Annotated in this window: 10 protein-coding genes and 1 pseudogene; 7 read left to right on the top strand and 4 right to left on the bottom strand. The window is 58.1% G+C overall.

Annotated features, from left to right (window positions below):
• The first annotated feature begins 18 nt into the window (after nt 1-18).
• Nucleotides 19-1839 carry a TnsD family Tn7-like transposition protein gene (locus ACEN9G_RS12800; protein WP_413338692.1) on the top strand — a complete coding sequence of 607 codons (1821 nt, stop codon included), beginning with the start codon at nt 19-21 and terminating at the stop codon, nt 1837-1839.
• Between the two features lie 195 nt (nt 1840-2034).
• Here ACEN9G_RS12800 and ACEN9G_RS12795 read toward each other — a convergent pair whose 3' ends face one another.
• The 3 genes and pseudogenes from ACEN9G_RS12795 to glmS all read right to left on the bottom strand — a co-directional run bounded on the left by ACEN9G_RS12795 (nt 2035) and on the right by glmS (nt 5937).
• Nucleotides 2035-3129: a hypothetical protein gene (locus ACEN9G_RS12795; protein ID WP_413338710.1), complete on the bottom strand. Its 1095-nt coding sequence runs from the start codon at nt 3127-3129 to the stop codon at nt 2035-2037.
• A 147-nt stretch (nt 3130-3276) separates the two neighbouring features.
• A pseudogene (locus tag ACEN9G_RS12790) lies at nt 3277-3678 on the bottom strand (TniQ family protein); the annotation flags it as partial.
• 429 nt (nt 3679-4107) lie between these two features.
• Entirely contained in the window at nt 4108-5937 is a 1830-nt protein-coding gene (gene glmS / locus ACEN9G_RS12785) for a glutamine--fructose-6-phosphate transaminase (isomerizing) (RefSeq protein ID WP_413338694.1), read from the bottom strand.
• 146 nt (nt 5938-6083) lie between these two features.
• On the opposite strand from glmS, the gene ACEN9G_RS12780 reads away from it, so the two are divergent.
• Complete coding sequence (locus ACEN9G_RS12780) at nt 6084-6557, top strand: Lrp/AsnC family transcriptional regulator (protein WP_413338696.1); 474 nt, start codon at nt 6084-6086, stop codon at nt 6555-6557.
• Nucleotides 6558-6808: 251 nt separating this feature from the next.
• On the opposite strand, the gene glmU is transcribed toward ACEN9G_RS12780, so the two are convergent.
• The gene (gene glmU / locus ACEN9G_RS12775) at nt 6809-8185 is read right to left on the bottom strand and encodes a bifunctional UDP-N-acetylglucosamine diphosphorylase/glucosamine-1-phosphate N-acetyltransferase GlmU (protein ID WP_413338698.1); all 1377 of its coding nucleotides are present in this window, start codon (nt 8183-8185) and stop codon (nt 6809-6811) included.
• 28 nt (nt 8186-8213) lie between these two features.
• On the opposite strand from glmU, the gene ACEN9G_RS12770 reads away from it, so the two are divergent.
• From ACEN9G_RS12770 to ACEN9G_RS12750, 5 genes are all read left to right on the top strand, one after another.
• Nucleotides 8214-9110, top strand: a complete 897-nt coding sequence (locus ACEN9G_RS12770) for a DUF6279 family lipoprotein (RefSeq protein WP_413338700.1) — start codon at nt 8214-8216, stop codon at nt 9108-9110.
• Nucleotides 9111-9128: 18 nt separating this feature from the next.
• Complete coding sequence (gene rsmD / locus ACEN9G_RS12765) at nt 9129-9770, top strand: 16S rRNA (guanine(966)-N(2))-methyltransferase RsmD (protein WP_413338702.1); 642 nt, start codon at nt 9129-9131, stop codon at nt 9768-9770.
• A 121-nt stretch (nt 9771-9891) separates the two neighbouring features.
• Nucleotides 9892-10392 carry a pantetheine-phosphate adenylyltransferase gene (coaD, locus tag ACEN9G_RS12760; protein WP_036237176.1) on the top strand — a complete coding sequence of 167 codons (501 nt, stop codon included), beginning with the start codon at nt 9892-9894 and terminating at the stop codon, nt 10390-10392.
• A gap of 13 nt (nt 10393-10405) precedes the next feature.
• A complete protein-coding gene (locus ACEN9G_RS12755; RefSeq protein ID WP_413338704.1) occupies nt 10406-10669 on the top strand; it encodes a YfhL family 4Fe-4S dicluster ferredoxin in 264 nt (87 codons plus the stop codon).
• 335 nt (nt 10670-11004) lie between these two features.
• Nucleotides 11005-12567 (top strand): methyl-accepting chemotaxis protein, encoded by a 1563-nt coding sequence (locus tag ACEN9G_RS12750; protein ID WP_413338706.1) that lies wholly within the window; start codon nt 11005-11007, stop codon nt 12565-12567.
• The last annotated feature ends 24 nt before the right edge of the window (nt 12568-12591 follow it).

Genomic DNA, 12591 nt, shown 5'->3' with positions numbered 1-12591 from the left:
CGATCGTTTGGAGCAACCATGAAACCGTGTTCCTTCCCATACGTGCCTAAATACATCGAGGGAGAACTGCTGTTTTCATGGGTATCGCGGCTTCACTTCCTTAACGCGCGGAACAATCCTCGCCGAACGCTCTCCGAGCTCTTCGGCTCTAGCACCGGTATCCCCAGCGCTGATATACCTTGCAGACTCAACACTTTCATTGATTACACCGCAGCATGGGGGCCATTCGTCTCCCCAGAAGCTATTGCCACCGCAGCCACTCTATTTCCTTATTATGGTCTGTTCTTACCGCCTGAGCGTTATCAAAGAGCGCTTGACGCGTTGAAGGAAGATCGCGCGGATGGGTTAAAGCTTGCGATGGGAATGGTGGCTAATGGCTTCGGAGCATCAACCATGCTACGTAGTTGCTTGACATGCGACCAAAACTGTATGGATCAGAATGGTTGTGTTGTGTTGTACCGTATGCACCAACTTCCAGGGGTGCTTATGTGTCCCGTTCATGGTGAACCCTTATGTCAGCACTTACTGCAGAGTCGTCAATCTCACCGACAGCAACTCGTCGTGCCGGCGAGGGTAGAACCATTCGGTCACACAATTCGTATTGAGAATCCTCACCTGCATAGAATTGCGGTGTTGTCGAGCGAAGCACTAGTTACTGCCCCCATGAGACTTAGTGCTTCAACTAGGACTCAGACCTACTTACAAGGTCTCGCAAAGCATGGTTTTTTACTTAAAGGACGGGTCGATTGGGTTACTCTCGCTAACGCCATTCGATATGAGTACGGCGACTTTGTTGGGTTGCCGTTCAGGAACCGCCTACTGTCCTCCGAACGGTTCCCAATGAGGTGGCTATACGATCTGTGTCGACGACCTAGCCGTTCTCTGCATCCCCTCTGCCATTTGCTTCTCATCGGTCTGCTCTTTAGTAGTGTCCGCAATTTTGTTTCGATCGCGGTACGGCCTGCGGTGGTAGAACCGACCAGTTGTTACCCTGGTCGGGGAGACTACAAGGAGAGCAGACAAAACAATAATGCAATTCATGACATGCTTATCAACCATGCTTTAACTTGCCGAAAAGTTGCACTAGAACTGGGCGTATCCACGACTACGGTCGTGCTATGGAGGCGAGCGCTAGGCATACCTGTTACCGAGCGGCGCAAGTCGATCACAAACTTAAAATTGGACGAAGTGAAGCAACTGCTGGAAGATGGAAGTACCCTTGCTAGCGTAGCTGCCGTTACGGGCCTCTCCTTATCGTCGGTGAATAGAATTCTGCGAACATTTCCTGCTTTACGCGAGGCGCGTAAGATGCAGCAACGCACTGCGGATTTCCTGCGCTACCGTACACAGTGGCTGAACGCACAAGCTTCAGATCCAATAGCAGGGATAAAAAAGCTTCGAGTTATCGCAGGCGCTGCCTATGCATGGCTGTACCGACACGACCGAGGTTGGCTCATCGCTCATATTGCAGCGCAGCCGCGAAACGTTGAGCGACGTAGTGGTTCAAGAGTGGATTGGCCACAGCGAGACCGAGCACTCGCAGAGGCTGTTACTACTGAGGCGGCGCGGACACATTCGTCGCATATCAAGGGGCGAATCTCAGCTACCTCACTGTTGCGTGCCACTGGTTTGGAGGCAAGCTCACGCCGAAACATTGAGAAACTTCCAATCCTTAAGCAAGCCATTGCTGAACATGCCGAGGATGATGAGGCATTCTGCAAGCGCAGACGCGCGCTCGCAGAGGTCGACCTTGCCAGCAGAGGCTACAAAACGCCTGCAGAATGGCGAATTCAGCGAGCCTCTGGAATTCGAAAGCGAACGGGAAACACCAAGAAATAGTTACCTTAATAGCTCGCGCCAAGATTGCGATTGAAACCGCGAATAAAATATTAGCAATCCTGTCCGCAAGAGCAATCAATTGGCTTTTCTACCACCTATCGCTTTGAAAAACCGTCAGCCCCTAGCACAGGTAAGATTTATCCTCAACCGAACATCGTGGGTACGAATTTAGATGGGTAAATTTGTTCGCCAACCTTATTCAAAGGTCCGCTTTTCAATTACGGATGCAATGAAATTTACCGATGTCTTCCCGGATAACAGTGCAGCTCTTTGCACCTTTGAAGGCGTCAAATTACCACCTTGTTGAACGCAGGTTTTTATTCCCCATTCAATTAATCTCAAACAGAAAGCATGAGATGACTCAGGCACAAGCGCTGCAATGGAGCCGTTGCGACGAGCTAGTCCCCGCAGGGTTCCAATTGGAATGCGAAGGCGTTTCGCCGCTAAGGTTAGAGTCCACTTAGTAGGCCGCCCGATATCCGCAAAATGCTGCGTTCTCGCTGTGGAGAGCGCTGGCAAAATTTTTCTTATTCGATCAATTTTTGGACGACGAGTTTCCTTATGAAGCTCAAGCCAACTCCGGTCGCGTGCATAGGCGCGCGCTCGTGCCATATTCAGCTTCGTTGCTGGCGAACCACCACAAATCGTTATTCTATCTTCCTCGATACTAGGGGGTTCTTTCCATTTCCGCAGCGATTTCATCTCTCTATCATGTGCCCAGTTCCAGAGCCAAGTCCAGTCTTGGAAGTAGAGCATCCAATAGGTGTAAGGTTTGAATGTACGTAAACCGCTGCGCTGCTTTCGATGGCGACCAAATTCTTGGGCAATTTTCTTCGCCTCACTGAGACTCGTTGGACGGGGTTCGTTATCTGACGCCCGACTCATTTTAGGAACAGGTCTTTCTGACAATGGCACAGATTTTCGATAGGCTACCTCATGCTTTGCTTCATCGAAAGAGATTCCACACGCAACAAGCACCGCGACAGCTAAATGCGGCTCGAAATTTCTAGTCCACTGCTTATTTTTTATCGGTGCATTCGTGATAGCTTGAGTACTCTGCCGTCGCCGACACAACCATTCAACGCCGTCAATACCATAGTAACCTGTAAGAACGCGCTTAAGACTAACTGGCACGGACAAGTCCGTTCCATTCGTCACGCAACTAAGCACGTAAGGTACAAGATGAAGAATATCAAGATCTGCTGGTGAAGCAGCTAATGTCTGGTCGGAAAACTTGGCCAGGGCAATCCAGGCTTTGTTTGCTACTTCTCGTTTCAGATTCAGAATCACGTCGGCGCCGCATTCGCATCTTGCCGGGATAAGCGTTACCTCGTTAGATGAGCGTAGAGGCATTCCACACCTTCCGCAGCTTTCTTGCAGCATTAATCCGTGAGCTGGGCAGGCTTTGCTGTGAAGTTGGTGGGTACGATGAAAGTAAGGACACCCCTGACTCAGTAGGTCATTATCTATGCACGCTGGACATACGCGTAAAATTTTTGTTGAATAACGAACCCGGCCATGCCACGCTGAAATATGCGACAAGGATTCTAATGTTAGTGGTTGAAATACATCCCAGTACGCTTTTGTTGTAAACGTCCTTACAAAATCGTCATACTCAAATCCTAAAAGATTCGATAGGGCGTGAACATAGCTGCCACCGTTCACCGGATCGGCAAGTGGGGATTTGACGGTGGCGTCTAGGCTGTATGTCCGAGCAAACTTACTCAACGACGATTCGGCGTTGAGGTAAACCAGCCGTGAGAGCCAGCTTCCCAAAAGTTCGTCGGGGAATGCGGAAGGCAGATACGGTAGCGTAATCTTTCCGATGTCCCCGGGCATACCTGATAGCATACGGGTTAATTCACGTAGCGGTAACGAGACAACATTACTCGCTGGTATAACTGCGTTCTTGCATGAATGCGGTTATCATAACCAAATTAAATTATACGTATACAGGTGGTGTTTGCTGTATTTTAGTCTCTCGTGATTAGATCGTTGTCCCTCTGCATCTTGCTGCCATCGGTGAGCTGACGCCGCGGCTGCTCTTCACACAAACGCTGTGGCCAAGCTAGACCTTCCAACGAGCGCCATAAGCTACGCTCGAGCTAAACTGAGCGTGTTTTCATTTCCCGTGGTCATCGATAGCAGAAGCAGGAGCATAGGAAGAATTATCCAAATTCGAAATTAATAGGATTCTTCTTCCTTTGTAAGCGCCAAGTTATCCACTTTGATAGTCACTTCACGCTTTTCTATCTACAGCCGTACACCTTACTCGACCGTCACCGACTTCGCCAGATTCCGCGGCTTATCCACATCGGTACCACGCGCCAGCGCCGTGTGATACGCCAGCAGCTGCAGTGCCGCCACGTGCAGGATCGGCGACAGCAGGCCGTAGTGCTCCGGCAGGCGGATCACGTGCACGCCTTCACCCGACGTGATCTGGGTGTCGACGTCGGCGAACACGTACAGCTGGCCGCCGCGGGCGCGCACTTCCTGCATGTTCGACTTCAGCTTTTCCAGCAGCGCGTCGTTCGGGGCGATCGTCACCACCGGCATCTCTTCCGTCACCAGCGCCAGCGGGCCGTGCTTCAGTTCGCCGGCCGGGTAGGCTTCGGCGTGGATGTATGAAATTTCCTTCAGCTTCAGCGCGCCTTCCAGGGCGATCGGGTAGTGGATGCCGCGGCCCAGGAACAGGGCGTTTTCCTTGCGGGCGAATTCCTCGGCCCACGCGATCACCTGCGGCTCCAGCGCCAGCACGGACGACAGCGCGACCGGCAGGTGGCGCATCTGCTTCAGGTAGTTCGCTTCCTGCTCGTCGGTCAGACGGCCATTCACCTGGGCCAGGGTCAGGGTCAGCAGGAACAGTGCGGCCAGCTGGGTCGTGAAGGCCTTCGTCGACGCGACGCCCACTTCGACGCCGGCGCGGGTGATGTACGCCAGCTTGCACTCGCGCACCATTGCGCTCGTGGAGACGTTGCAGATCGTCAGCGTGTTCGTCATGCCGAGGCTGCGCGCATGCTTCAGCGCGGCCAGCGTGTCGGCCGTTTCGCCGGACTGCGAGATCGTCACGACGAGGGTGTTCGGGTGCGGGACGCTGTCGCGGTAGCGGTATTCGCTGGCGATCTCGACGTTCACTGGCAGCTTGGCCACCGACTCGATCCAGTACTTGGCCGTCAGGCCCGCGTAGTAGCTGGTGCCGCAGGCCAGGATCAGCACGCGGTCGATTTCCTTGAACACGCGGAAAGCCTGGTCGCCGAACAGTTCCGGCATGATGCCCGTCACGCCTTCCAGCGTGTCGCCGACGACGCGCGGCTGTTCGAAGATTTCCTTCTGCATGTAGTGGCGGTACGGGCCCAGCTCGGCGGCGCCGGTGTGGGCGTGCACGGTCTTGACTTCGCGCTCGGCCGGACGGCCTTCGGCATCGACGATCCAGTAGCGGGCCAGTTGCAGGTCGACGACGTCGCCTTCTTCCAGGTAGATGATCTGGTCGGTGGTGCCGGCCAGCGCCATCGCGTCGGAGGCGACGAAGTTTTCGCCTTTGCCCAGGCCGACGATCAGCGGCGAGCCCTGGCGGGCGGCCACGACGCGGTGCGGCTCTTCGCGGCAGAACACGGCGATCGCGTAGGCGCCGTGCAGGCGCTTGACGGCTTGCTGCACGGTGTCGAACAGGTCGCCGTTGTACATGTGGTCGACCAGGTGGGCGATGACCTCGGTGTCGGTCTGGCTCTGGAACACGTAGCCCAGGCCGGTCAGCTCGGCGCGCAGTTCGTCGTGGTTCTCGATGATGCCGTTGTGGACGAGGGCGATGCGCGCGTCGTCGCTGTTCGGCGAGAAGTGCGGGTGCGCGTTCTTGGTGGCCGGCGCGCCGTGCGTCGCCCAGCGGGTGTGGGCGATGCCCGTGAAGCCTTGCAGGTGGGTTTCCTGGATTTGCGCTTCCAGATCGGCCACGCGCGACGTGCTGCGCGAACGCGCCAGGCGGCCGTCCACGTGCAGCGCCACGCCGCAGGAATCATAGCCGCGGTATTCGAGACGCTTCAGACCTTCGATGAGCACTGGGGTGATGTTGCGTTGGGCGACTGCGCCGACGATGCCACACATGGGAAACCTCCGAAATCGATGAATGCATGCACTGTAGAGTAGAGGAAACGAAATATGCTTTCTAAGTGCACCTCATTTTGATAGATAATTTCACGACACATTCGACATGAAATATCCTTTCATTTTTCTCGAAAGATTTTACTTATATGGCGCAAGAGGACCCAAACCTGGACGATCTGGATCGTCGCATCCTGAACATCCTGCAGGTTGATGCTTCGCAGACCAATGCGGAATTGGCGGAATTGGTACACATCTCGCCGCCGACTTGCCTGCGCCGTGTCAAACAGCTCAGGGAGAACGGTGTTATCGAGCGGCAAGTTGCGATCGTCGCGCCGGACAAGGTCGGCGCGCGTCTCTCCGCCATCGTCGAGATCACGCTGGACGTGCAGGCCGCCGACCGCATGGCGGAGTTCGAGCAAGTGGTGGCGGACGAGGCTGCCGTGCTGCAGTGCTACCGTGTGTCACCCGGGCCGGATTTCGTGCTCGTCGTGCAGGTGGCCGACATGCCGGCGTATCACGCCCTGGCGCACCGCCTGTTCACCACGCACAGCAATGTGCGCAACGTCAAAGCCTACTTCTCCACATTCCGAAGCAAGTTCGAAACGCGTATCGGCGTCTGACGACCTGTGGATAACTCTGTGCGCTTATTCCTGGCGCATCGGCAAGCCAGTGGCGCCATCTCCCGCCACTTGCGCATTTCACTGGGTTTCTGAAACGATCAGGCCCGCCGGGACAACGCGGCGGCCTGTGGATGACTTTGTGGATGATGTTGTGGACGGGCAGTTGACATCCCTGTGCACAGGCAGTGGACCAGGCTGTGATTACCCTGTGTTTATGCCGTGGATTGCCTGTGCGTATGCGGTGGACAAGCTTATTTCTTGACCTTGACCGGACGCGTCCAGTTCTCGATCGTCAACTGCTTCGGACGCGAGATCGTCAGCTTGCCGGCCGGCGCATTCTTGGTCAGCGTGGTGCCGGCGCCGATCGTCGCGCCCTTGCCGACCGTGACCGGGGCCACCAGCTGGCTGTCGCTGCCGATGAACGCTTCGTCTTCGATGATCGTGCGGAATTTATTGGCACCATCGTAATTGCACGTGATCGCGCCCGCGCCGATGTTCACGCGCGAACCGACGTCGGCATCGCCCACATAAGCAAGGTGGTTCGCCTTGCTGTGCGCGGCCACCTTGCTGTTCTTGATCTCCACGAAATTGCCCACGTGGACGTCCTCGCCCAGCTCGGTGCCCGGGCGCAGGCGCGCATACGGACCGATGACCGATTTTTCGCCCACGACGGCGTCTTCCAGGTGGCAGAACGGCTTGATCTGGGCGCCCGCGGCGACGGTCGCGTTCACGAACACGCTGTGGGCGCCGATCGTCACACCGTCGCCGATGACCACGCGGCCCTCGAACACGCAGCCGACGTCGATGGTGACGTCGCGTCCGCAGACGAGTTCGCCGCGCACGTCGATACGCGCCGGATCCATCAGGGTCACGCCCTGTTCGAGGAGGGCGATGGCGATGTTCAGCTGGTGACGGCGCTCGAGCTCGGCCAGTTGCACCTTGCTGTTCACGCCAGCCACTTCCCATTCGGCGGACGGCTGGGCCGACACGACGGGTACGCCGGCCGCGACAGCCTGGGCGACGATGTCGGTAAGGTAATATTCGCCCTGGGCGTTGTTGTTCTTCAGCGAGCCGAGCCAGGACGTCAGGTGGCGGGTGGGGATGACCATGATGCCGCTGTTGATTTCCTTGATGGCACGCTCGGCTTCGTTCGCATCCTTCTCTTCGACGATGCGCACGATGTTGCCGTTCTCACGGACGATACGGCCGAGGCCGAACGGGTTCGCCTGTTCGACCGTGAGGATCGCCAGCTTGTCGTCGCCGGCGGCTTCGACCAGGCGGCGCAGCGAGGCGGCCGTCGTCAGCGGCACGTCGCCGTACAGGACGAGCGTCGGTGCGTTCTCGTCAATCTGCGGCAGGGCCTGCATCACGGCGTGGCCGGTGCCCAGTTGCGGTTCCTGCAGGGCCGTGTCGATCGCGACGCCGCCCTGGCCCGACCAGGCTTGAACCGCACTCGGCACCGCTGCGCCGCCGTGCCCGTAAATCACGCATAATTTACTCGGGTCCAGGCTGCGCGCCGTATCGATAACATGCTGCAACAGCGGCTTGCCGGCCAGTGGATGCAAGACTTTCGGCAGTGCGGATTGCATGCGCTTTCCCATGCCGGCGGCGAGGATGACTACGTTCATAGGCCGTTCTCAAAACGAGTTAAAAAAGATGAAAAAGTTTAACACGCCCCCTACCGTGTTCCTGCGGGTACGCATGCTGTTCCTGATCGCCTTCGTGGCGCTGCTGAGTGCGTGCAGCGCGATCCGGTTCACCTATAACCACGGTGACACGCTGCTGTACTGGTGGTTGAACGCCTATCTCGATCTCGACAGCGACCAGTCCGACTGGGTCAAGAAAGATATCGACAAGCTGTTCCAGTGGCACCGCACGACGCAGCTGCGCGATTACGCCGGCCTGCTGACCAAGATGCAGCGCCAGCTCGGCGACGGCAATGTCACGCAGGACGAATTGCTGTCCGACTACCGCGACGTCAAGGCGAGAACGGAATTGCTGGCCTTTAAAGCGCTGCCGGATCTGGCCGACCTGGCGATGTCGATCAAGCCTGACCAGATCGCGCAGATGGAAAAGAAGTTCGCGAAAAATAACGAAGACTTCCGCAGGAAATTCATGAGCGGCAGCGTCGAGGACCAGCATAAAGCCCGCTATAAAAAGGCGCTGGAACAGCTTGAATTATGGTTCGGCAGTTTCAGCCGCGACCAGGAAACGGCACTCCGCAAGGCGTCCGATGCACGCCCACTCGACAACGAGGTCTGGCTGCAGGAACGCGTATTACGCCAGAAAAAAATCATCGCGCTGCTGCAGCGTATTCAGCGCGACAAGCTGAACAAGGAACAGACGATGGCGGCGATCCACGACCTGCTGCGCGACTTGTTCGACCGCATGGATGCGCCGGAGCGCAAGGCATTCTTCGACGCCTATGTCGACAACACGTCGAAATTCATCCTGACGGCGATCCGCCTGACGACGCCTGACCAGAAAGCCCATGCGCAGAAACGCATGCAGGGCTGGATCAACGACTTTAATGCCCTGGCTAGCGGGAAATAAGATGCTATATTCCGCCCCATGCAAAAAAAGAAGTCCGCCCCTACCTACGCCCGCCGCCCGGGCCCGCCGCAGCAGGTCCGCATCATCGGCGGCGCCTGGAAGCGCACCCCGCTTCCCGTTCTCGACGCATTTGGCTTGCGTCCCACGCCCGACCGCGTCCGCGAAACCGTCTTCAACTGGATCAATCACCAGATGACGGGCGACTGGGACCGCGCCGACTGCCTCGACCTGTTCGCCGGCAGCGGCGCCCTCGGTTTCGAGGCGGCCAGCCGCGGCGCGCGGTCCGTCACGATGATCGACACCGTCGGCCCCGTCGTGCGCCAGCTCGAACTGGTCAAGGACAAGCTCAAGGCGGACAACGTGCGCGTCCTGCGCGCCGATGCCCTGGCCGTGGCGCGCGACTTCACCCAGCGCGGCCAACGCTTCGACGTGATCTTCCTCGACCCGCCCTACCAGCAGGATTTCCTGGTCCAGGCCTTGCCGCTCTGCGCGCAACTGCTGAACGAAGGCGGTCTCGCGTATGCCGAATCGGGCGAGCGCCTGCCGTTCCCGGAGACGGATGAGGCGGCCGAGGACGTCCCCGAATGGTTGCAGCCCTGGCAGCTGGTCCGCGCCGACAAGGCCGGGATGGTGCACTACCATTTGTTAAAGTTGCGTTAAAACACCGCTTTTCTGGGCAAAACTGCTTAAACAATAAGCAAAATGGGCCCCCTCCCCGGGCGGTTGCCGAAATTTCAGGCATAATGCGCGTCTATTCAGGTGCATTCTCCAGGGAGCCGCAATGGTTGTAGCCGTTTATCCAGGAACTTTCGATCCGCTCACGCGCGGCCACGAGGATTTGGTGCGTCGCGCATCGGGTCTGTTCGACACCCTGGTGGTCGGGGTCGCCGACAGCAAGAACAAGCGCCCCTTCTTCTCGCTCGCCGAGCGCCTGGAAATCGCCAACGAAGTGCTGGGCCATTATCCGAACGTGAAGGTCGAAAGTTTTTCCGGCCTGCTCAAGGATTTCGTTCGCCAGCACGATGCACGGGTGATCGTGCGCGGCCTGCGCGCCGTGTCCGACTTCGAATACGAGTTCCAGATGGCGGGCATGAACCGCTATCTGCTGCCCGACGTCGAAACCCTGTTCCTGACGCCGTCCGACCAGTACCAGTTCATCTCCGGCACCATCGTGCGCGAGATCGCGATGCTGGGCGGCGACGTATCCAAATTCGTGTTCCCCTCGGTCGACCGCTGGCTGCAAAAGAAAATCGCCGACATGGCGGCCGCACCGAAAGCCTGAGGTCTTATTAGTCATGGCATTATTGATTACCGACGACTGCATCAATTGCGACGTGTGCGAGCCCGAGTGCCCGAATGACGCGATCTCGATGGGCGCGGAGTTTTACCAGATCGATCCGCATAAATGCACGGAATGCGTCGGCCATTTCGATGAGCCGCAATGCCAGCAGGTGTGCCCGGTCGCCTGCATTCCGTTCAATCCCGAATGGCGCGAAACGCGCGAACAGCTCCAGGCGAAATACGAACGCCTGACCGCAGACAAGGCCAAAGCGGCCTGATCGCACAAGCCGGCCTGCGCCGGCTTTTCTTTTGGTGCTCCGCCATCCGCTACGCCTCACCCAATGATTGCGTGCGCAATAAATTCATTCATTACGCATACAATCATTATTCGCGTTCCAAAACACAACACTTTCCGCGCACTGCATTGGTGCGCAACAAAGCCGCGCCTTCGTTCGCGGGCATGTCTCCCGAGGCCGGGATTGTGCTCTTGCAACATTGAAATAGTTTTGAGTCTCTAATTTCGCCAAACACATCGGTGCTATATTTATCTTGCAAAATTAGCACGCCCATTCTTTTTTTTTGGACGGAGAGACTCACAATAATGATTAGAAATATGAGTATCGGCCAGCGTCTGGCCATCGGGTTCGGGGTCGTGATTGCCTTGCTGGTGCTGCTGGCGGGGCTGTCGTATGTCAGGATTGCCAGCCTGAACAAGGAAATGGAGACCCTGGTCAACGTGCGTTACGCGAATACCGTCGCGGCCAACCACATCAAGGAAGACGTGAGCGAAGCGACACGCAGCATGCTCAACGTCCTCATCATGACCGATCCGGACCAGATCAAGAAAGAGCTGGCGAACACGGAAGCGAGAAGCGCCAGCGCCACGGCCCAGGTCGCCGAGCTGGCCAGGAGCACGGGCGATGCCGAGGCCGCCGACATCCTGAAAGCGCTGGCCACCATCCAGAACAAATTCCTGCCGGCGCAAACGGTATTCATCAAGCTCGTCAACGAAGACCGCAAGGACGAGGCGATGATGAAATTCATGTTCTCGCTGCGCCCCCAGCAAACCCGCTATTTCGAACAACTCGACAAATTCGTCGCCTGGCAAAACGCCGCGATGCACCAGGCCGGCGCCGACACGGCCGCCGTCACGCAGCGCACGCAGATGCTCATTCTGGCGCTGACGACGGTCGCGGCCGGGCTGTCGCTGGGCGTCGCGTGGCTGGCCACGCGCAGCATCACGCGGCCGCTGGGCCAGGTGGTGGAGATCGCCCGCCGCGTCGCCGACGGTGATCTCACGAGCGACATCGCCGTCGACAGCCGCGACGAGGCAGGCCAGATGATGGAAGCGCTGCGCCACATGAACGCCAGCCTGATCCGCATCGTCGGCGAGGTGCGCACGAGCACGGAATCGATGTCCTGCGCGTCCGGTGAAATTGCCACCGGCAACCAGGATCTGTCGACGCGCACGGAATCCCAAGCTATGTCCCTGGCGCAAACGTCGAGCTCGATGTGGGCGCTGACCGGTACCGTGCAACAGAACGCGGACAATGCGCGCCAGGCGAATCAACTGGCGGCCCAGGCGTCGGAAGTGGCGGCGCGCGGCGGTTCCGTCGTCGCGCACGTTATCGAGACGATGGGCTCGATCACGGCGTCGTCGAAAAAGATCGTCGACATCATCGGCGTGATCGACGGTATCGCGTTCCAGACGAATATCCTCGCCCTGAATGCGGCGGTCGAGGCCGCGCGCGCGGGCGAGCAGGGACGCGGCTTTGCCGTCGTGGCCTCCGAAGTGCGCAGCCTGGCGCAGCGCTCCGCCGCAGCCGCCAAGGAAATCAAGCTGCTGATCGGCGATTCCGTGGACAAGGTGCAGGAAGGCAGCACGCTCGTCGAGCAGGCCGGCGTGACGATGGCAGAGGTCGTCGAAAGCGTGCGCCGCGTCACCGACATCATGGGTGAAATCAGCGCTGCCAGCCTCGAGCAGAGCGCCGGGATCGCCCAGGTCAGCCAGACGATCGTCGCGATGGACGAGACGACCCGGCAGAACGCCGCCCTCGTCGAGCAGGCCGCAGCCGCAGCCGCATCGATGCAGGAACAGGCGCAACGCCTGGCGCGCGCCGTCAGCGTGTTCAAGCTGCAGAATGTCCAACCTACCCTGGCGCTGGCCGCGGCCTGAACGGCGGCCACGATGTTTACAACG

It is taken from the genome of Massilia sp. Masssp94, from assembly GCF_059491305.1.
This window is presented reverse-complemented; position numbering and strand designations above follow the sequence as displayed.